Raw genomic sequence first — 18,383 nt, 5'->3', positions numbered from 1 at the left:
GCGTCAGCGTTGGTCGCAGTCTCGCATCAACCTCAGGCGATCGCCTTCACAGCGGTGAGCAGCTTCTCCTGGAACGCCTTCGGCAGCGGCACGTAGCCGGCCTCGGTGAGCTGCTGCTGGCCGGTGGTCGCGGCGACGGTGAGGAACGCCTTCACGGCCTTCGCGGTGTCGGCGTCGTAGCCCTTCGAGCAGACGATCTCGTAGGTCGCGAGCAGGAGCGGGTACGCACCGGCGGCCTTGTTGCCGTAGATCGAGTCGAGGTCGAGGACCAGGTTGTTGCCCTCGCCCTTGATCTTGGCGGAGTCGATGGCCTTACCGGCCGACTCGGCGTTCAGCTCGACGGCGCCGGCACCGGAGTCGATCTTGGCGATCGAGAGCTTGTTGTCCTGCGCGAACGACCACTCGACGTAGGTGATCGCACCATCGATGGAGCCGACGGCCTGCGCGACACCGGCGGACTTCTCCTTGCCCTCGCCGACGCCACCCTTGAACTGCTTGCCGTCACCCTTGGTCCAGCCACCGGCGACCTTCAGGTACTTCTGGAAGTTGTCGGTGGTGCCCGACTCGTCCGAGCGGTAGATGACCGCGATGTCCTTGTCCGGCAGGTTCGCGGAACCGTTCAGCGCCTTGATGGCCGGGTCGTTCCACTTCTTGACCGCACCGCTGAAGATCGCGGCCGTGGTCTTGGCGTCCAGCACGAGGCTGTCCACACCGGAGACCTTGTAGCCGATCGCGACCGGGCCGAACACGAGCGGGAGGTTCCACGCCGGGTTGCCCTGGCAGCGCTTGGCGGCCGCCTCGGTCTCGGCGCCTTCCTTCAGCGCGGAGTCGGAGCCACCGAAGTCGACCTGGCCGGCGTTGAAGTTCTTGACGCCCGCACCGGAACCGGAGGGGTTGTACGCGAGGTCGGTGCCGGGGCAGGCAGCCTGGTACGCCTGGACGAACGCGTCGACCGCGTTCTTCTGGGCAGAGGAGCCCTCGGCGTTCAGCTTGGTCTTGCCACCACACTCGACACCGGACGCAGCGGGCGTGTTGGTGCCACCCGCGCCCGCGTTGTTGTCGGAGCCACACGCACTGAGAAGAAGCGCACTGGCCGCGACGAGGCCGAGCACGGCGCCGTGCCGCTGGATCTTCACCTTGGTCCTCCACCTTGCGGAAGCGTTAGCGGTTTCGCGACGGACGTCGCCGCTCGCTTCGGAAGGTAGGTATCCATGGTGGACAGCCCACCTAGTCGGAGTGAACGGCAGGTGAACACCGAACGGGAAGTGACGGGTCACACGGCCGAAAGAGTGACGCCGTGACCAGCGCGTATGCGTTTTGTGACGGTCTGTTGACTACTTGCCGTACTGAACGTCGGCGTCCCAGAGCGTGAAGCCGAGCTTCGTGTACACGCGCACGGCCGCCGCGTTGTCCGACTCGACGTACAGCATGACCTCCTTGACCTGCTGTTCCCGCAGGTGCTGGAGACCGGCGAGGGTCAGCGCCTTGCCCAGGCCGCCACCCTGACGGTCCGGGTCGACGCCCACCACGTACACCTCGCCCAGCTCCGGCGTGTGCACCTTGGTCCAGTGGAAGCCCGCCAGCCGGTCGTCGGCGTCGAACGCGAGCAGGAAGCCGGCCGGGTCGAACCACGGCTCTTCCTCCTTGGCGCGGACGTCCTCGATCGACATGGAGCCCTGCTCGGGGTGCCAGTCGAACGCGCGGTGGTTCACGTAGACGACCGCGGCCTCGTCCTTGCCGGGGACGAACGGCCGGATGGTGATGCCCTCTGGCAGCCGCGGCTCCGGCAGGTCGCTGTCGACCCGCAGCCGCATCCGCAGCAGCTCGCGGACCTTGCGGAAGCCGAGCTTCTCGGCGAGCTTCTCCGCGTCCGGGTGGCCGCCGTGCGCCCAGACCCGCAGCGAACCGTCCTGCGGGATCGCCTTGACCAGCGCCTCACCGACACCCTGATGGCGGTACTTCGGGTGCACGGCGAACTCGGCGACCTTGTGGCCGCCGGAGTCACCGATCATGTCGACGTGCGCGTACCCGGCGAGCTCGCCGTTCAGGTGCGCGAGGAGGTGCCTGCTGCCGGTGGCGCCGGGGCGCATCCGCAGCCGGACGGCCTCACCGACCGGCGCGACGCCGTCGGTGTGCTCCGCAGCCGTCAGCAGCTCCCCGACTTCGGCAGCCTGGTCGGTCGTCAGCTCGTCGTACCAGCTCAGTTGCGCCACACAGGCGAACCTACCGCGCGATCAGATGCTCATCCAGGACACGGACCGAGTCATCCAGCTCGGTCACCTCGGCCGGACGACGGGACGAGCCCGGACGCGGCGGGCGGACGAACTTGTAGCCCACGTTGCGCACGGTGCCGATCAACGCCTCGTGCTCGGGGCCGAGCTTGGCGCGCAGCCGTCGCACGTGGACGTCGACGGTGCGGGTGCCACCGAAGAAGTCGTAGCCCCAGACCTCCTGCAGCAGCTGCGCGCGGGTGAACACCCGGCCTGCGTGCTGCGCGAGGTACTTGAGCAGCTCGAACTCCTTGTAGGTGAGGTCGAGCGGGCGGCCCTTGAGGCGCGCGGTGTAGGTGGCCTCGTCGATCACGAGGTCGCCGAGCTGCAACGCGCCGTCGCCACCGGGCTGGGTGGCACCGCGGCGCGAGCGGACCAGGCGCAGGCGGGCGTCGACCTCGGCGGGGCCGGAGGTCGGCAGCAGGATCTCGTCGACCGACCAGTCCGAGTTCACGGCGACCAGACCGCCCTCGGTGACCACGGCCACCACGGGCACGTCCACGCCGGACGAGTCGAGCAGGCGGCACAGCGAGCGGGCGCCGACGAGATCGGTGCGGGCGTCGACCAGCACGATGTCGTGGGGGCCTGCTTCGAGAAGCGCGGAGACCTCGGGACGCAGCGGTCGCACGGCGTGCGGGAGCAGTGCCAACGCGGGCAGCACGGCCTCCGGGTCCTGGTCTGTCGTCAACAGCAGCACGTCGATGCTCATCGCGGCGCCCTCCTAATCGGCCGTGGTCAGGTCACCTCGACCAGACCAGCGGCGTACGGTGACCGGGCCCCGTTGCCTGCGGATGACGGAGACAATACCGGTGCACCCCCAGAAAGTCCCAGGTCAAGAAGCCGTGCTCACAGTTGTTTCCACAAGCGTCACGCCTGTTACATCCATGTCACATGACGGCGTACGTCTGCACGGCGTCCACTACAAGGGTGAAAGCGACCTCGCTTTCGTTGTGGGGCATGGATTCACGAACAACGTGCAGAAACCGTACGTCGCTCGGCTGCTTGCCCGATTGGCCACGCACGCCGGTGTCGTCGCGTTCGACTTCCGCGGTCACGGACGCTCCGAAGGACGGTCCACGGTCGGCGCGGACGAGGTCCACGACATCGAGGCCGCGGTCCTCAAAGCTCGCGAGCTCGGCTACTCGAAGATCGCCACGATCGGGTTCTCCATGGGCGCTTCGATCGTCATCCGGCACGCCGCACTGGGTCAGACCAGGCCGGACGCCGTGGTCGCCGTGAGCGCTCCCGCAAGGTGGTGGTCGCGTGAGACCGCGCCAATGCGGCGGGTGCACTGGTTGCTGGAGCAGCCGCACGGCAAGCTCGCGGCACGGGCGATCGGGGTTCGGCTCGGCGACAGCTGGGTACAACCGCCCGAGAGTCCGCTGGAGGTGGTGGCGCGCATCACGCCCACCCCACTGCTGATCGTGCACGGTGACCTGGATCACTATTTCGGTCCGGAGCACGCCATGTCACTGCACCGCGCGTCCTTGGGACATGCCGAGTTGTGGATCGAGACCGGCATGCGGCACGCGGAATCAGCCGCGACTCCAGACCTGGTAGACCGGATGGCGGCATGGATCGCCGGCAACGTCGAGGACGAGGAATGACTGCGCACACTCCGACCCACCCACGGCCGAAGAAGAAGTCGCGGCGCGGCAAGTTCCTCATCATCACGGTGCTCGTGCTCGGCGTGCTGCTGGTGGCCGCCGACTTCGCGCTGGCCGCGGCCGGCGAGTACCAGATCGCCCAGCGCATGCGGGAGAAGCTGCAGCTCAACGAGGACCCGTCGGTGCGCATCAACGGCTTCCCGTTCATGCTGCAGGCGGTCCGCGGCGACTACAAGCACGTGCGGATCGACGCGAACGGCGTGCCGATCAGGAACGAGCAGCAGGGCCTCGACCTGCGCGACCTCGACATCTCGGCCGACCTGCGGCACACCCGCGTCGAACTCGCCGACCTGCTCGCGGGCAACGTCTCCAAGGCGACCATCGACCAGGTCGACGGCAGCATCAAGATCAAGGCGCTCGACCTGAACCGGCTCGCGAACCAGGTCACGCCGTTCGACAAGCTCTCGATCGAGCCGGACAACCGCCTCGCGACGCCCACCCCGGCCGCCGGCGCCACCACCACCGCGCCCAAGACGACCGCGGCGATCAAGCTCTCCGGCCAGACCAACGTCGCAGGCAAGGTCGTGACGCTCACCGCGTACGGCCAGATCGCACTGGCCAGCGGCGCCATCCAGATCACCGTCGACGACATCGAGCTCGAGGACGCCTCGCTCAAGCAGATCATCCCGCAGCTGCGCCAGGCCCTCGCGATCAAGATCGACCCCGGCACGCTGCCGTTCGGCGCGACGCCCACCGCCGTTGAGGTGGAAAGCGGTGCATTCATCCTCCGCGGTGTGATCACGGATGTACCGTTGGTCCAGCGATGACTGGTGTGTGGGCGCTGCTGGGCGCGCTGGCCGCGGCCGGTGCGATCGGCGTGCTGCTCAAGGCCAGGGAGGGCCGCATCTCTCGCAACGAGTCCGTCGACCTGCCGGCTCCCGTGCGCGACCTGCTCGCGCCGGGAGTGACCCTGGTCCAGCTCTCCACCACGTTCTGCGCGCCGTGCCGGCACGCGAAGGTGATCCTCTCCGATCTCGCCGACCGCACCGACGGCCTCACCCACGCCGAGCTCGACGTGACGAACCTGCCGGACGTCGCAGCCGCCCTGGGCGTGATGCGCACGCCGACCACACTGGCCCTGACCGACGACGGCACCGAGGTGTTGCGAGTCGGTGGCGTGCCGAAACGCGACACACTCCTGGCTGCTTTGCAACCACATCTGCCGTAATCCGGTCGAGTGAACCTGGGTTGTTCCACCTGATGGACATGACTCCCGGACCGAGGGATCGAGTACTACCCTCGCTGGCATGACCATGCTGCTCACGAAGCGACGCGCGGTTGACCTGTGCCGCGTGCGCAGCAGCCTGTGTCGCACGACGAGCTGATTGGGCCGCTTGACGCCCAACAGCCACCTCTGACGGACTGAATTCTCCTCGTCCGAATGTCCGGAGGTCGTCGTGCCCAAAGATGCCCCAGTAGACCCGCGCGGACCGCGCTTCTCCGCCTGGATGACCACCGTCGTCCTGGCCATCGTCCTGCTCACCGGCTGGTGGCGCCTGCTCGCCGCCCAGACGGTGCTCTTCGCGTTGTGCGCGTTCATCTCGCTGAAGCTCAACCCGTGGGGGCACGTCTACCGCTTCGCCGTCCAGCCCCGCCTGACCCCGACCACCGAACGCGAAGAAGCAGCCCCGCTGCGCTTCGCCCAGGGCGTCGGTTTCGTCTTCGCACTGATCGGCACCCTCGGCTACGCCACCGGCCTGACCGCGCTGGGCACCGTGGCCACGAGCCTCGCACTGGTGGCAGCACTGCTCAACGCCGCGTTTGGCCTGTGCCTCGGGTGCGAGGTGTACCTGCTGCTGCGCCGGTACGCACCCGCGCTCGCACGTCCGCAATAAAACACGCACTACTACAGGAGCAACTTCCCATGAGCCGTGAGAACGTGCTGGTCTCGGCCGCCTGGTCCGAGGAGAACCTCCAGACGCCCGGCGTCGTGTTCGCGGAGGTCGACGAGGACACCACCGCGTACGACGGCGGGCACATCCCCGGCGCCGTCAAGATCGACTGGAAGAACGAGCTGCAGGACCCGATCCGCCGCGACTTCGTCGACCGCGAGGGCTTCGAGAAGCTGCTCTCGGCCAAGGGCATCTCCAACAACGACACCGTCATCCTCTACGGCGGCAACAACAACTGGTTCGCCGCCTACGCCTACTGGTACTTCAAGCTCTACGGCCACAACGACGTCAAGCTCCTCGACGGCGGCCGCAAGAAGTGGGAGCTCGACGGCCGCCCCCTGGACAAGGAAGAGGTCACCCGCGAGGCGACCTCCTACAAGGCCCAGGAGCAGGACCTCACGATCCGTGCCTTCCGCGACGAGGTCGTGGACGCCATCGGCAAGAAGAACCTCGTCGACGTCCGCTCCCCCGACGAGTTCTCCGGCAAGCTCCTCGCCCCGGCCCACCTCCCGCAGGAGCAGGCCCAGCGCGCAGGCCACATCCCCTCGGCCGTGAACGTGCCGTGGAGCAAGGCCGCGAACGAGGACGGCACTTTCAAGTCCAACGACGAACTCCGCGAGATCTACGCCGAGGCAGGCTTCGACGGCTCCCGCAAGACCATCGCCTACTGCCGCATCGGCGAGCGCTCCTCGCACACCTGGTTCGCCCTGCGCGAGCTGCTCGGCCACGAAGACGTCAAGAACTACGACGGTTCTTGGACGGAGTACGGCTCGCTCGTCGGCGTGCCGATCGAACTCGGTTCCGGCAAGGAGGCCTGATCATCATGAGTGATTCCTGCGGCGCGCCCGTCCAGGGCGGCACGGTGGAGGTCTCCACCACGGAGACGGTCCTGCAGGGCAAGGTCGTGTCCGGCGGCGCCCCCGTCGGCGGCGCCTACGTCCGCCTGCTCGACTCGACCGGCGAGTTCACCGCCGAGGTCGTCTCCTCCCCGGAGGGTGACTTCCGGTTCTTCGCGGCGCCGGGCAGCTGGACCGTCCGTGCCCTGCACCGCACGGGCAACGGCCAGGCCGACGTGTCGGCCGAGGGTCCTGGCGTCCACGCGGTGGAGATCGCGGTCGCCTGACACGCTTGGTCGGTGTGACGAAGGCCCCGGCGGTACACCACCGCCGGGGCCTTCCACGTGTTGGCGGTGGTTGGACACCATCACCAGCACGCGGACCACTCGGCGCCTCGTGTCCTGCACCACCACAACAGTGCACGTCAGACCACGCGAGATATCCTCTCCCGGTGGAACACATCTTCACCGGACTCCTGGTACTAGTGACGATCGCGGTCATGTGGTTCGCGGGCTACGTCGTCTACCGCCTCTACTCCGACCAGCGATGACGACTCCGATCCCTGGCAGCGGCGACGAGGCCATCCGCCTGGCGGAAGAACGTGCCGCTGCCACGAGAGCCCGCAACCTCCCGCAGTTCACGGACATGCCCGTCCCGGGCGACACCGCGAACCTGCGCGAAGGCGCCAACCTGAACGACGCCCTCCTGAGCGTCCTTCCGCTGGTGGGCGTGTGGCGAGGCGAGGGAGAGATCGTCTACCCGACGATCGACGGCCCGTTCCGCTTCGGCCAGCAGATCACGTTCGCCCACGACGGCCGTCCGTTCCTCGTCTACGAGGCCAGGTCGTGGCTGCTCAACGAGGCCGGCGAGGTCATCCGCCCGGCGGCTCGCGAGCAGGGTTTCTGGCGTCCCCAGCCCGACGACACGATCGAGCTGCTGCTGACCCACAACACGGGCATCGTCGAGCTGTACTACGGAAAGCCGCGCACCCAGACGTCGTGGGAGTTCGAGACGGACGCGGTCATCCGCACCGCGAGCGCGAAGGACGTCACGGCCTCGCAGCGCCTGTACGGCATCGTCAACAACGGCGACCTCGCGTACGTCGAGGAGCGGGCGATGGTCGGGCAGAAGTTGCAGCCGCACGCGTCCGCGCACCTCAAGCGCGTCGTCGGCTGAAAGACACGCGATTTCGGGTCGTGGGATTGTTCAACAATCCCACGATTCCCCGTAGCATGTGTCCATGTTGCTGCGGCGCTGCGGAACTGATGCGCTCCTCGTCGAGGTCGACTCGCTGACCGAGGTCGCGGCCGTACGTGCGGCGCTGCAGCACCTCGACGGTGTCGAAGAGCTGGTTCCCGCCGCCAGGACAGTGCTGGTCAAGGGCGCCCTCCCGCAGGTCAGGGAGGTGCTGGCCACCGTCGACCTCAGCCACGCACCGGAAACCCGGTCCCGCGAGGTCACCATCCCGGTCACCTACGACGGCCCCGACCTGGACCTCGTCGCCGAGACGGCGAACATCACCCCGGACGAGGTCGTCAGACTCCACACCGCGGCCACCTACGAGGTCGCGTTCTGCGGTTTCGCGCCCGGCTTCGGCTACCTGACCGGCCTGCCGGAAGTCCTCCAGCAGCCGAGACTCGACTCCCCGCGCACGAAGGTCCCGGCGGGTAGCGTCGGCATCGCGGGCGAGTTCACCGCTGCCTACCCCAGAGCCACACCGGGCGGCTGGCGGCTGATCGGCCGGACGGAGATCACGCTGTTCGACCCGAAGGCCGAGACCCCCGCGCTCCTCCAGCCCGGCGACAGCGTCAGGTTCGTGGTCGCGTGAAGCGCAGCGTCACGGTCATCCGCACCGGCCCGCAGGCCCTGGTCCAGGACCTCGGCCGGCCCGGTCACGCCCACCTCGGCGTCCCGCCGTCCGGCGCGGTCGACCCGGACTCCCTCAAGCTCGCCAACCGCCTCGTCGGCAACCGGGAGACCGCCGCCGGGCTCGAGCTCCTGCTGGGCGGCGCGCGCATCACGGCCGAGGCGTCCTGCACGATCGCGGTGACCGGACCGGCGGTGCGGGTCTGGATCGACGGCAAGCTCGCCGACTCGCACCAGCCGGTGCACCTCGCCAAGGGGTCGACGCTGGAGATCGGCACCCCGGACACCGGCCTGCGCAACTACCTCGCCATCTCCGGCGGCATCGACACGCCAGAAGAACTGGGCAGCCGCTCCACCGACCTGCTCTCCGGGATCGGTCCAGCCCCGTTGCGGGACAACGACGTTCTCGAACTCGGTTCGCCGGGCCCGGCAGCCGGCGCCGACGTCGTGCCACCGCTGCGAGCGCCGCAGGAGCTCCACGTGCCCATCAGGCTCGGCCCCAGGGACGACTGGTTCGACGACGCGGAAACCCAGCTGCGGCAAGGGTCCTGGACGGTGTCCGACCGCAGCAACCGGGTCGGCGTGCGGCTCGGCGGCACGAAGCTGAATCGTCGTGACGGCGAGATTCCCAGCGAGGGCATGATCACCGGCGCGGTCCAGGTGCCACCGGACGGGCAGCCCGTGGTCTTCCTGAACGACCACCCGACGACGGGCGGCTATCCGGTCATCGGCGTCGTCGACCGTGATCACCTGCGGTTCCTCGGGCAGGCTCGGCCGGGGACGAGCGTGCGGTTCCGCCCGATCGGCTGAGGACCGCGGCGTTGACGCCAGTGGTCCAGACCAAATACCGTAACCGTCAGGCCGCCGCGGACCTCTACCAACCTGGAGTTCCGCATGCGCCGAATCCCTGCACTGCTGGCTGTTCTGGTCGCTGTACTCGCCCTGGCGGTCCCTGCACACGCCGGCACGGGCATCACCGCGACCTTCTCCCGCACCGGTACGAGCGGCAAGTTCGTGGTCGCCAACGCGAGCACGACCGCGCTCAACGGGTGGTCGATCAAGTTCGACCTGCCCGCCGGTGTCACGGTGAGCAACGTCCAGAACGCCACGACCACCCAGAACGGCACGAGAGTGACGCTCACTCCTGCCTTCTACATCAACAACATCCCGGCCGGGCGCAACACCGAGCCCTACAGCCCGGCGTTCACGCTGAGCGCCGCAGCCGACCCGACCACCTGCACGATCAACAACATGGCGTGCGACGGCAGCGGTGACCCCGCGCCGGCACCGACCGGCGTCACGGCCGACTACTCGGTCGCCGGTGGCACGGCGAAGTTCATCGTGCGCAACCACACCACCGCCGCGATCAGCGACTGGTCGATCGTCTTCACGCTGCCCAACGGCGTGACGGTCAGCAACGGTCAGAACGGCACGGTCAGCCAGAGCGGCAACCAGGTCACCGTGACCCCTGCCCACTACAACAAGACGGTCGCGGCGGGCGGGAGCACCGAGCCGTACAGCCCGACGTTCTCGATCAGCTCGAACGCCGACCCGGTGACCTGCCGGATCAACAACGCGAACTGCGACGGCAGCGCGGACACACCACCAAGCACCCCAACGGGTCTGACGTCACCGACCAAGACCACGCGCACGGTGACGCTGCAGTGGAACGCCTCCACCGCGGGCTCGCTGCCGATCGCCGGTTACGAGATCTACAACGGCGCGGCGCTGGCGACCACGAGCACCACGACGTCCGCGATCGTCACCGGCCTGAACCCGAACACCGCCTATTCGTTCACGGTGAAGGCCAAGGACACCAAGGGAACGCTGAGCGCACCGAGCGGCGCGCTGAGCGTCACGACCAACAACCCCGCCGACGACACCACGCCTCCGACCACACCGGGCAACCTGCGCGTCACGGCGAAGGACGCTGGCAGCATCTCGTTGGCGTGGAACGCATCCACGGACAACCGCGGTGTCGCGAACTACGACGTCCACATGGGCACGGCCGTGAAGATGACGGTCTCCGGCACCACGGCGACGGTCACCGGCCTCGCGCCGTCGACGAGCTACACGTTCACGGTCAGGGCACGGGACATCTACGACAACCTGTCGTCGCCGAGCAACGCGCTGACCGAGAGCACAAGTGACATCGTCGGCGGATACGCCCGTGTCGGGTACTTCGTGCAGTGGGGCATCTACGGGCGCCAGTACTTCGTGAAGGACATGGACGCCGCGAAGCTGACTCACATCAACTACGCGTTCGGCAACATCGATCCCGTCAACCTGACGTGCCTGCACGGCGTTACGAAGGGCACCACGCCGAACCCGCAGGACCCGAACCAGGGCGACGGCGCGGGTGACGCGGAAGCCGACTACAGCAGGCCGATGAGCGCGGCGCAGTCCGTCGACGGTGTGGCGGACTCCGGCTGGGAGCCGTTGCGCGGAAACTACAACCAGCTCAAGAAGCTCAAGGCGAGGTTCCCGCACCTCAAGGTGCTGATCTCACTCGGCGGCTGGACGTACTCGAAGTACTTCTCCGACGTCGCGGCTACGGACGCGGCGCGCAAGAAGTTCGTGTCGTCGTGCCTGGACATCTACATCAAGGGCAACCTGCCCGTGTACAACGGCGCTGGTGGTCCCGGCACAGCGGCGGGCATCTTCGACGGCATCGACCTCGACTGGGAGTGGCCGGGCGCAGAGGGACACCCCGGCAACCACTGGGGCCCGCAGGACAAGGTGAACAACTCGCTGCTGATCGAGGAGTTCCGCCGTCAGCTCGACGCGCTGGGCGCCTCGACCGGCAAGCGCTACCAGCTCACCGCGTTCACCCCGGCCGACCCGGCCAAGATCGCAGCGGGCTGGGAGCTCGGCCGGGTCGCGCAGTCGATGGACATCTTCAACGTCCAGGGCTACGACTTCCACGGCGCGGGCAGCGACAACTCGTGGGAGCCGAACCGGACGGGCCACCAGGGCAACCTGTACGCCGACGCGGACGACCCGTACCCGTTCCACTTCAGCGTGGAGAGCGCGGTCCAGCAGTACCTCGACGCCGGTGTGCCGCCACGCAAGATCACCGTCGGGCTCGCGTTCTACGGCCGCGGCTGGCAGAACGTGACGGCCGGCGGCAAGAACGGTGAGTGGCAGGCGGCGGGTGGCGCGGCTCCCGGCCAGTTCGCCGAGGAAGCGGGCACGCGTGGGTACAGCAATCTCGTGGCCAGCGTCCCGAACTGCACCGTCCACCACGACGAGCAGGCCGTGGCGACGTACTGCTACACGGGCAACCAGTGGTGGACCTTCGACGACGCGTGGTCGATCCAGCGCAAGACCGCGTGGCTCAAGTCGAAGAACCTGCTGGGAGCGATGATCTGGGAGATGTCGGGCGACCGCGGCCCGTTGATGACCGCGGTCGATTCCGGACTCCGTTGAGTGCGGTGACCGCGGTCGGCATCGCGTGATTTCGACGTCCAGGCGGGTGCATCGTGGCGCCGTCCCCACGTCCTCATATTGGACATACGGGGCGGGGCCGCGAGGTGCCCTACTGGGCGCCGGAAGCACCGACGCTGGTCGCGGTCACCGCACTCTCAGTACTCGGACTCGTACAGGCCCTGCAGCTCGGTCAGCAGGGCCGACGAGTCGGGCAGCTGCTTGCCGTCCAGCACGTTCACCCGCGTGATCTTGCGGACGCTGGACGCGAGGAACACGCCCTCGGCGTCGTAGAGCTCGCCGGTCTGGATCGGCTCCACGAGCACGGTCCAGCCGGCGCGCTCGGCGGCGCGGAACAACGCGTACTGCGTGGTGCCGGGCAGGATGCCGAGCTTCGACGGTGGCGTGACCAGCGTCTTGCCGCGCACGAGGATCACGGTCGAGGTCGGGCCCTCCAGCACGGAACCGTCCGACGTCGTGAAGATGACCTCGGCGGCACCGCGGCGCTCGGCCTCGCGGATGGCGGCCATGTTGATCGCGTACGACAGCGACTTGGCGCCCAGCAGCAGCCACGGCGCGCGGTCGGCGAGGTCCGCGTCGATGCCGCGGTCCAGCGTCACCGCGGACAGGCCCTCCGCGCGCTGCTTGAGCACCTTCGCGCCGATCTCCATGCCGAGCGCGAAACCGGTGGGCGTGCCGTCGCCGCCCTCGACACCGCGGGTGTAGACGAGCTTGAGGGCGAACTCCCTGCTGCCGGTCCAGTTGCCGAGAACCAGCTCGACAGCGCGTTCGAACTCGGCGCGCGGCGGCGGAAGCATGTCGAGCATCGCGGCGGACCGGTCGAGCCGGTCCAGGTGCGGCGTGAGTTCGCGGGGCTTCCCGTCGACCACGAGGATCGTTTCGAACACGCCGTCGCCGCGCATGAGTCCGAGGTCGTCGACGCGGATCTGCGGCGAGTCGGGGTCAGCGAGGGTTCCGTCGAGCAGTGCCAGCACGCGCATGAGTCGGAGCCTACTAACATCGGTGCTGTGGAGACCGCAAGAGGCCTGCGCAAAACGCTGCACGACCGCGGCATGCGGATGACGCCGCAGCGCCAGCTCGTGCTGGACGCGGTCCGCTCGCTCGGGCACGCGACGCCGGAGCAGATCTGTCAGCGCGTCCAGGAGACGGCGCCGACGGTCAACATCACGACGATCTACCGCACGCTCGACCTGCTCGACCGGCTCGGGCTGGTGCGGCACACGCACCTCGGCCACGGCGCGCCGAGCTACTCGGTCGACGAGCACCAGCACGTGCACCTGGTGTGTCACGCCTGCGGACGGATCGACGAGATCCCGTGTGAGCTGCTCGACCCGTTGGTCGGAACATTGCGGGAGCGCGACGGGTTCGAACTTGATGCAAGCCATCTCGCGCTGTCCGGCACGTGCCGCGACTGTTTGAAGCAGGAGCAGGAGACCGAGTGACCCTCCCAGGAGCCGTCCCACCGCCCGACGATTCCACCGACGCAGGCGTTGCCTGGCACTACGGCGACCCGTTCGCCGAGCAACGTTCGGCCGCGCGTTCGGTCGTCGTGGTGGACCGCTCGAACCGCGGTGTGATCGCGGTTCCGGGTGAGGACCGGCTCACGTGGCTGCACCAGCTGACGAGCCAGCACTTCGAGCAGCTCGGTGAGGGTGCCTCGACCGAGGCGCTGATCCTCGACGCGCAGGGCAGGCTCGAGCACCACATGGTCGTCGCGAACGTCGGCGGCACGGTGTTCCTAGACGTCGAGAAGGTCGACGACCTGCTGGCGTACCTGACGAAGATGGTCTTCTGGTCGAAGGTCGAGCCGCGGGACGCGACGGCGGAGTTCGCGCTGCTGTCGATCGTCGGACCGGACACGGCCGCGCTGCTCGAGAAGCTGGGCATCCCGGTGCCTTCGGACGTGGAGGCGCTCGGCGAGGGCTTCGTGCGCCGCATGTCGTGGCCGGGTCAGGACGCGGCCGACCTGCTGGTTCCGCGCGCCGAGCTGGCGCAGTGGTGGCAGCGGATCACCGACGCCGGTGCGCGCCCGGCCGGCAGCTTCGCGTTCGAGGCGCTTCGGGTCGAGGCACTGCGACCGCGCGTGGGCATCGACACCGACGAGCGCACGATCCCGCACGAGGTCAACCTGATCGACCCGGCCGTGCACCTGAACAAGGGCTGCTACCGCGGTCAGGAGACGGTCGCCAAGGTCCACAACGTGGGCCGTCCGCCGCGCCGGATGCTCCTACTCCACCTGGATGGTTCTGCCGACGCGCAGCCGGAGACCGGTGACCCGGTGACGCTCGACGGGCGAGTGGTCGGCCGGGTGGGCAGCGTCGCACTGCACCACGAGCTGGGCCCGGTCGCGTTGGCGCTGGTCAAGCGGTCTGTTTCGGTCGATTCCGACCTCGTCGCCGGTACCCCCGAGAGGGAGTGCCAGGCCAGGATCGACCCCGACTCGGTGCCGCCGGACACCCCGGGACTCGGCCGGGAAGCCGTTCGCAACCTGCGGGGATGACCCCCTAGAGTCCTGCGCATGTCCCAGGGCACGCTCATCACGGTCGCTCCCACCGGAGCGGAACACGCGAAAGCCGACGTCCCGCAGCTTCCAGTGACCCTGGAAGAGCTGGTCGCGACGGCCCAGAGCTGCGAGCAGGTCGGCGCGGCGATGATCCACGTCCACATTCGAGGCGAGGACGCCAAACCGACTCTGGACCTCGGCCGCCTCAAGGCGACCGTCGAGGCCCTGCGCTCGGAGACCAGCCTGGTCGTCCAGCTCTCGACCGGCGGGTCGGTGCACGACCCCGAGTCGGACCGGCTGCGCGTGCTCGAGGCGATGCCGGACTCTGCGTCCTGCACGATGGGCACGGTCAACTTCGGCGACGACGTGTTCATGAACCGCTGGGAGTTCATCGTCGCGCTGCACAAGGGCATGCAGGAACGCGGCATCGTGCCGGAGTACGAGATCTTCGACATCGGCCAGCTCGCGTCGTTGAAGCGCCTGCTGGACCAGCACGGCCTGCCCGCGGGTGGTCACGTGCACGTGGACTTCGTCATGGGAGTGCCCGGCGGTATGCCGGGTGACGCCGCCACGCTGGTCGCGGCGGTCAACGCTCTGCCAGATGGGGCAACGTTTTCCGCCACCGGGATCGGCAGGACCACGATTCCGGTGATGTTCACCGCACTGGGTGCGGGTGGCCACCTTCGAGTGGGTATGGAAGACACGATCAGCTACTCGCGTGGCGTGCCGGTGCGGGACAACGCACAGCTCGTGGCACGCGCGGCGGGTCTGGCGAAGATCGCGCAACGACCGGCTTTGTCACCAGATGAGACGCGAAAGCTCCTGGGCGTGCACATTTGAGACAAGTTTGGTGCATGGGATGTGTTGGCGGGTGAGGAGGATCTACCGCAGGATGGACACGTGATCGAGGTGCGTCCTGGCGGGCGCCGCCGAATCGACCGGGTGCTCGCCCCCGACTACACGGAGGGCGTCGAGCAGCGCCCGCTCGTCGAGGTGCGCGAACTCCGCGACGAGGCAGCGCAGGAAGAGACCGACCTGTCCTACCTGCGGCGGCTGCTTCACGCGCGCATCGACATCGTGCGCGCGGAACAGGAACGCCGCAGCTCCGGCGGTTCGGCGGTGGTCGAGCAGCTGGCGACGATCCTGTCCACGAACGCCGTCGGTCCGGCGACCGGTCTCGGCCGGTACCAGACCCACGAGCCGTCACGTGCTGATGCGCATCAACGGCACGTCGAGGCGCTCATCTCCGACGTGGACCTCTCCGACGTGAGCTCGTTGTCCGACGCCCGCCTCGGCGAGGTGCTGGAGACGCTCATCTCGGAAGAGGCCTCGGTGTCGGTGCGGCGGCGCGAGGTGCAGGTGGTCGTGGACAAGCTCAACGCCGAGATCGCCTCGCGCTACCAGCGCGGCAGTGCGTCGGTGGACGAGCTGCTGGCAGCGGAGCGCGGGCACCACCACCGTCCCAAGAGATAAGACTGGCGTTCCACTTTCTGAGCTGCGGACCTAGCGTGCCCTCATGGGGTACCGCTGGGTCGTGCTGTCCGTCGGTGCGCTGGCGCAGGGCACGAACGCGGCGGTGTTCCTCGGTCTGCCGGCGATCAGCCCGCAGCTGCAGCAGCACTTTTCCCTCTCGTTGCCCCAGGTCGGGCTACTTCTCGGGGCCGTCAACCTCGGCACGATGATCGCTCTCGTGCCGTGGGGAGTCGTCGCGGATCGGCGCGGCGAACGGCTCGTCATGACCATCGGTGGTCTCGGAGCCGCCGGATGCCTGCTGTCGGTCGCCTTGGGCAACGCCTGGGTCGCCGGTCTCGCGCTGCTCGGTGCCGGACTCTTCGGGGCCAGCGTCAACGCGGCGAGCGGCCGCGCGGTGATGTCGTGGTTCAGCAGCGGGTCCCGCGGGCTCGCGATGGGTGTCCGGCAGACGGCGACCCCGCTCGGTGCCGCGCTCACCGCCGCGTTCCTGCCCGGCATCGCGATCTCGGCCGGGGTGCCCGCGGCTTTCGTGGCTTTGGCGGGCGTCACGGCGTTCGTGGCGGTCGCGGTGGCCTTGCTGGTGCGGGAACCACCGGACGCGGTCAGGGCGAGCTCCGACCACGGGCTGGTGCTCAAGGACCCCCGGCTGCTGCGGCTGTCGCTCGCGAGCGGGCTGCTGGTGGTGCCTCAGTTCACGGCCACCGCCCTGCTGGTGCCTCTCCTGCACGATCACCGCGGCACGAGCGTGACGGCGGCCGCTGCCGTGTTCGGTGTCGCCCAGGCAGTCGGCGGGGCCGGACGGCTGGCCGTGGGGGTGTGGTCGGACCGGGTGCGCAGCCGGATCGGACCGCTGAAGATCGTCTCGGTGCTCACCGCGATCGGGTTCGTACTGGTCGCGGTGCTGGATCAAGCCCCGTTGCCGCTGCTGGTGGCGGTCCTGGTGCCGACGAGCGTGCTCGCGCTGTGCTGGAACGGCCTGGCGGTCACCGAGGCGGGTGAGCTCGCGCCGGACGGCCGCAGCGCCACCGCGATCGCCATGCAGAACTCGGCGAACTACCTCTTCGCCGCCGTGACGCCCTTCGTCGCGAGCTTCGTCGCGGTGCACGTGGCGTGGCCCGCGGCGATGGTGCTGGCCGCCGTGGCGGCCGTGACCGCTCGGGTGCTGCTTCAGCCGTGGCGTTCCCTGCGGGCCAGCTCGCTCCAGAACTCGCGCAGCGTCTCGTAGCGCAGCGCGACCTCCTCGGCGTCGCCCGTCTCCAGCGCGTCGACGATCGCGTTGACGTCGACCGCCGAGGTGTCCTCCAGCAGGTCCTTGTCGTTCAGCAGCTGCACCAGGCCGCCGTAGTCGAGCTCGACGGCCGAGAGCGGGTGGAAGTGCTCCAGCCACCGGCCGGTGTCGGCGAGGACCTTTGCCGGCCCCTCGTCACCCAGCGAGGCCTTCACGACCTTCAGCGCCCGTGCGATGCGGCGGCGGGCGTCCGCCATCGCGACCCGCCACGACACCTGTCGTTCCGGGTCGTCCTGGGCGCTCGCCAGCACCACGCGGCGCTGGGCGGGGTCGACGAGGGCGAACCACGGCAGCGGCACCGTCCACGTCGTGGAGATCACGTGGACCGCTCCCGCCGCGAGCTCCGCCATGACGGCCGAGGCACGAGACCGGACGGTCTCCGGGGCCACGTCGAGTGCCGCGTCCTGCAGGATCGGCTGAGAAGAGGCCAGGAAGCCCACCAGAGCCGCCGCGGACCGCGCCCTGAGGTCGAGAGGACAGACCAGGGGACCGGGGCCCACACGGGCGGTGTCAGAGGTCGGCACCTCGGCGGGACTGATCGTCATCACGTCGAACGACTCGCCCGGAAGCAGCTTTTTCCTCAACTGTGATCGCAACCACAGTTCCCGTTCACGGTCGCCTACCTCCGCACGGGGCATCGGGCCGGTTTCCAGGGCTTTTCGGACCTTGGCCGCTAGCGGTGCGTCCAACTCCGATAACGGTTCGTACACCCGTAGGTAGGCGACGAACGGTCTGGGCACCTGTGCATCCTTCCACGCGAGGGCGGCCGCGAGATTTGGCGGTACGTGTCACGCCTACCGCGTCGCGAGGAACCCCATCGGCACGGTACGGTAGTTACCAGGAACTAGTTGTCGAGACGAGTGGGGCCGCCGTTCCCCCGGCCGCCCCCGTCCCTGTGCGAGGGGGTCGAGCCATGGGGCGCGGCCGAGCGAAGGCCAAGCAGACGAAGGTCGCCAGGGAGCTCAAGTACAGCTCTCATGAGACCGACTTCGCTGCGCTGCAGCGCGAGCTGTCTGGTGGCGACACGTCGCCGAACGGGAGTGGTGGCGAAGAGCGCCACGACGACCCGTACGACGACTACGACGACTACCGTCGCTGAATTCAGCCTGAAGAGTTCAAGGGTTGGGCAACCGGATCATCG

General features: G+C 68.6%; 22 protein-coding genes. 17 read left to right on the top strand and 5 right to left on the bottom strand.

All coding sequences use genetic code 11. The annotated features are described in order from the left end of the window. Nucleotides 1-32 precede the first annotated feature (32 nt). The 3 genes from pstS to ABFX45_RS12625 all read right to left on the bottom strand — a co-directional run bounded on the left by pstS (nucleotide 33) and on the right by ABFX45_RS12625 (nucleotide 2,979). Nucleotides 33-1,136: a phosphate ABC transporter substrate-binding protein PstS gene (gene pstS, locus ABFX45_RS12635; protein WP_109629270.1), complete on the bottom strand. Its 1,104-nt coding sequence runs from the start codon at nucleotides 1,134-1,136 to the stop codon at nucleotides 33-35. Nucleotides 1,137-1,334: 198 nt separating this feature from the next. Next, complete coding sequence (gene mshD, locus ABFX45_RS12630; protein ID WP_428834131.1) at nucleotides 1,335-2,213, bottom strand: mycothiol synthase; 879 nt, start codon at nucleotides 2,211-2,213, stop codon at nucleotides 1,335-1,337. 10 nt (nucleotides 2,214-2,223) lie between these two features. Then, a complete protein-coding gene (locus ABFX45_RS12625) occupies nucleotides 2,224-2,979 on the bottom strand; it encodes a response regulator transcription factor (RefSeq protein WP_233439102.1) in 756 nt (251 codons plus the stop codon). 175 nt (nucleotides 2,980-3,154) lie between these two features. Between ABFX45_RS12625 and ABFX45_RS12620 the strand changes: the two genes are divergently transcribed. From ABFX45_RS12620 to ABFX45_RS12575, 11 genes are all read left to right on the top strand, one after another. Beyond that, on the top strand, nucleotides 3,155-3,877 hold the full coding sequence (locus ABFX45_RS12620) for an alpha/beta hydrolase (protein WP_267899850.1): 723 nt from the start codon (nucleotides 3,155-3,157) through the stop codon (nucleotides 3,875-3,877). Continuing rightward, nucleotides 3,874-4,704, top strand: coding sequence for an LmeA family phospholipid-binding protein (locus ABFX45_RS12615; RefSeq protein ID WP_109629276.1), 831 nt, complete (start codon nucleotides 3,874-3,876; stop codon nucleotides 4,702-4,704). The genes ABFX45_RS12620 and ABFX45_RS12615 overlap by 4 nt, the downstream gene beginning before the upstream one ends. Further along, entirely contained in the window at nucleotides 4,701-5,105 is a 405-nt protein-coding gene (locus ABFX45_RS12610; protein ID WP_346129813.1) for a thioredoxin family protein, read from the top strand. Before ABFX45_RS12615 ends, ABFX45_RS12610 begins: the two co-directional genes overlap by 4 nt. Nucleotides 5,106-5,184: 79 nt before the next feature. Further along, nucleotides 5,185-5,262 carry a putative leader peptide gene (locus ABFX45_RS46425; RefSeq protein WP_352235731.1) on the top strand — a complete coding sequence of 26 codons (78 nt, stop codon included), beginning with the start codon at nucleotides 5,185-5,187 and terminating at the stop codon, nucleotides 5,260-5,262. 72 nt (nucleotides 5,263-5,334) lie between these two features. Further along, nucleotides 5,335-5,772 (top strand): DUF4395 domain-containing protein, encoded by a 438-nt coding sequence (locus tag ABFX45_RS12605; protein WP_109629280.1) that lies wholly within the window; start codon nucleotides 5,335-5,337, stop codon nucleotides 5,770-5,772. Between the two features lie 29 nt (nucleotides 5,773-5,801). Further along, nucleotides 5,802-6,647 carry a sulfurtransferase gene (locus ABFX45_RS12600; RefSeq protein ID WP_109629282.1) on the top strand — a complete coding sequence of 282 codons (846 nt, stop codon included), beginning with the start codon at nucleotides 5,802-5,804 and terminating at the stop codon, nucleotides 6,645-6,647. Nucleotides 6,648-6,652: 5 nt separating this feature from the next. Next, nucleotides 6,653-6,952 (top strand): DUF1416 domain-containing protein, encoded by a 300-nt coding sequence (locus tag ABFX45_RS12595; protein WP_109629284.1) that lies wholly within the window; start codon nucleotides 6,653-6,655, stop codon nucleotides 6,950-6,952. A 259-nt stretch (nucleotides 6,953-7,211) separates the two neighbouring features. Next, nucleotides 7,212-7,841: a heme-binding beta-barrel domain-containing protein gene (locus ABFX45_RS12590; RefSeq protein WP_407656806.1), complete on the top strand. Its 630-nt coding sequence runs from the start codon at nucleotides 7,212-7,214 to the stop codon at nucleotides 7,839-7,841. Nucleotides 7,842-7,905: 64 nt separating this feature from the next. Further along, nucleotides 7,906-8,493, top strand: coding sequence for a 5-oxoprolinase subunit PxpB (gene pxpB / locus ABFX45_RS12585; RefSeq protein ID WP_109632874.1), 588 nt, complete (start codon nucleotides 7,906-7,908; stop codon nucleotides 8,491-8,493). Next, a complete protein-coding gene (locus tag ABFX45_RS12580; protein ID WP_109629286.1) occupies nucleotides 8,490-9,341 on the top strand; it encodes a 5-oxoprolinase subunit C family protein in 852 nt (283 codons plus the stop codon). Before pxpB ends, ABFX45_RS12580 begins: the two co-directional genes overlap by 4 nt. 84 nt (nucleotides 9,342-9,425) lie before the next feature. Further along, complete coding sequence (locus ABFX45_RS12575; RefSeq protein WP_109629288.1) at nucleotides 9,426-11,960, top strand: glycosyl hydrolase family 18 protein; 2,535 nt, start codon at nucleotides 9,426-9,428, stop codon at nucleotides 11,958-11,960. A 155-nt stretch (nucleotides 11,961-12,115) separates the two neighbouring features. On the opposite strand, the gene ABFX45_RS12570 is transcribed toward ABFX45_RS12575, so the two are convergent. Continuing rightward, nucleotides 12,116-12,958: an aminodeoxychorismate lyase gene (locus ABFX45_RS12570; RefSeq protein ID WP_109629291.1), complete on the bottom strand. Its 843-nt coding sequence runs from the start codon at nucleotides 12,956-12,958 to the stop codon at nucleotides 12,116-12,118. Between the two features lie 72 nt (nucleotides 12,959-13,030). Here ABFX45_RS12570 and ABFX45_RS12565 point away from each other — a divergent pair, with 72 nt between their 5' ends. From ABFX45_RS12565 to ABFX45_RS12545, 5 genes are read left to right on the top strand one after another with little or no spacing between them, the layout of a single operon-like run. Continuing rightward, nucleotides 13,031-13,420, top strand: a complete 390-nt coding sequence (locus ABFX45_RS12565; protein WP_170154767.1) for a Fur family transcriptional regulator — start codon at nucleotides 13,031-13,033, stop codon at nucleotides 13,418-13,420. Next, nucleotides 13,417-14,478, top strand: coding sequence for a CAF17-like 4Fe-4S cluster assembly/insertion protein YgfZ (gene ygfZ / locus ABFX45_RS12560; protein ID WP_346129807.1), 1,062 nt, complete (start codon nucleotides 13,417-13,419; stop codon nucleotides 14,476-14,478). Before ABFX45_RS12565 ends, ygfZ begins: the two co-directional genes overlap by 4 nt. A gap of 18 nt (nucleotides 14,479-14,496) precedes the next feature. After that, nucleotides 14,497-15,321 (top strand): beta-keto acid cleavage family enzyme, encoded by an 825-nt coding sequence (locus ABFX45_RS12555; protein WP_109629297.1) that lies wholly within the window; start codon nucleotides 14,497-14,499, stop codon nucleotides 15,319-15,321. Between the two features lie 60 nt (nucleotides 15,322-15,381). Continuing rightward, nucleotides 15,382-15,954: an RsiG family protein gene (locus ABFX45_RS12550; RefSeq protein ID WP_109629299.1), complete on the top strand. Its 573-nt coding sequence runs from the start codon at nucleotides 15,382-15,384 to the stop codon at nucleotides 15,952-15,954. A 43-nt stretch (nucleotides 15,955-15,997) separates the two neighbouring features. After that, the gene (locus tag ABFX45_RS12545) at nucleotides 15,998-17,179 is read left to right on the top strand and encodes an MFS transporter (RefSeq protein WP_346129804.1); all 1,182 of its coding nucleotides are present in this window, start codon (nucleotides 15,998-16,000) and stop codon (nucleotides 17,177-17,179) included. On the opposite strand, the gene ABFX45_RS12540 is transcribed toward ABFX45_RS12545, so the two are convergent. Beyond that, the gene (locus tag ABFX45_RS12540) at nucleotides 17,122-17,982 is read right to left on the bottom strand and encodes a DUF8083 family protein (protein WP_109629304.1); all 861 of its coding nucleotides are present in this window, start codon (nucleotides 17,980-17,982) and stop codon (nucleotides 17,122-17,124) included. The genes ABFX45_RS12545 and ABFX45_RS12540 overlap by 58 nt on opposite strands. Nucleotides 17,983-18,155: 173 nt before the next feature. Between ABFX45_RS12540 and ABFX45_RS12535 the strand changes: the two genes are divergently transcribed. After that, a complete protein-coding gene (locus ABFX45_RS12535; protein WP_109629306.1) occupies nucleotides 18,156-18,341 on the top strand; it encodes a DUF3073 domain-containing protein in 186 nt (61 codons plus the stop codon). Nucleotides 18,342-18,383: the final 42 nt, after the last annotated feature.

Source organism: Lentzea roselyniae (assembly GCF_039537795.1).
In the GTDB taxonomy this organism is placed as follows: Bacteria; Actinomycetota; Actinomycetes; order Mycobacteriales; family Pseudonocardiaceae; genus Lentzea; species Lentzea atacamensis.
The sequence above is the reverse complement of the archived record's forward strand: the minus strand, read 5'-3'. Positions and strand labels throughout refer to the sequence as shown.

What these genes read in the sequence shown, in the direction of transcription:
- ABFX45_RS12620 (WP_267899850.1), top strand. Translation starts at nt 3,155, where the DNA reads ATGTCACATGACGGCGTACGTCTGCACGGCGTCCACTACAAGGGTGAA.
- pxpB (WP_109632874.1), top strand. Translation starts at nt 7,906, where the DNA reads ATGTTGCTGCGGCGCTGCGGAACTGATGCGCTCCTCGTCGAGGTCGAC.
- ABFX45_RS12545 (WP_346129804.1), top strand. Translation starts at nt 15,998, where the DNA reads ATGGGGTACCGCTGGGTCGTGCTGTCCGTCGGTGCGCTGGCGCAGGGC.
- ABFX45_RS12555 (WP_109629297.1), top strand. Translation starts at nt 14,497, where the DNA reads ATGTCCCAGGGCACGCTCATCACGGTCGCTCCCACCGGAGCGGAACAC.
- ABFX45_RS12595 (WP_109629284.1), top strand. Translation starts at nt 6,653, where the DNA reads ATGAGTGATTCCTGCGGCGCGCCCGTCCAGGGCGGCACGGTGGAGGTC.
- ABFX45_RS12600 (WP_109629282.1), top strand. Translation starts at nt 5,802, where the DNA reads ATGAGCCGTGAGAACGTGCTGGTCTCGGCCGCCTGGTCCGAGGAGAAC.
- ABFX45_RS12565 (WP_170154767.1), top strand. Translation starts at nt 13,031, where the DNA reads ATGCGGATGACGCCGCAGCGCCAGCTCGTGCTGGACGCGGTCCGCTCG.
- ABFX45_RS12535 (WP_109629306.1), top strand. Translation starts at nt 18,156, where the DNA reads ATGGGGCGCGGCCGAGCGAAGGCCAAGCAGACGAAGGTCGCCAGGGAG.
- ABFX45_RS12615 (WP_109629276.1), top strand. Translation starts at nt 3,874, where the DNA reads ATGACTGCGCACACTCCGACCCACCCACGGCCGAAGAAGAAGTCGCGG.
- ABFX45_RS12610 (WP_346129813.1), top strand. Translation starts at nt 4,701, where the DNA reads ATGACTGGTGTGTGGGCGCTGCTGGGCGCGCTGGCCGCGGCCGGTGCG.
- ABFX45_RS12570 (WP_109629291.1), bottom strand. Translation starts at nt 12,958, where the DNA reads ATGCGCGTGCTGGCACTGCTCGACGGAACCCTCGCTGACCCCGACTCG.
- ABFX45_RS12625 (WP_233439102.1), bottom strand. Translation starts at nt 2,979, where the DNA reads ATGAGCATCGACGTGCTGCTGTTGACGACAGACCAGGACCCGGAGGCC.
- ABFX45_RS12575 (WP_109629288.1), top strand. Translation starts at nt 9,426, where the DNA reads ATGCGCCGAATCCCTGCACTGCTGGCTGTTCTGGTCGCTGTACTCGCC.
- ABFX45_RS46425 (WP_352235731.1), top strand. Translation starts at nt 5,185, where the DNA reads ATGACCATGCTGCTCACGAAGCGACGCGCGGTTGACCTGTGCCGCGTG.
- ABFX45_RS12590 (WP_407656806.1), top strand. Translation starts at nt 7,212, where the DNA reads ATGACGACTCCGATCCCTGGCAGCGGCGACGAGGCCATCCGCCTGGCG.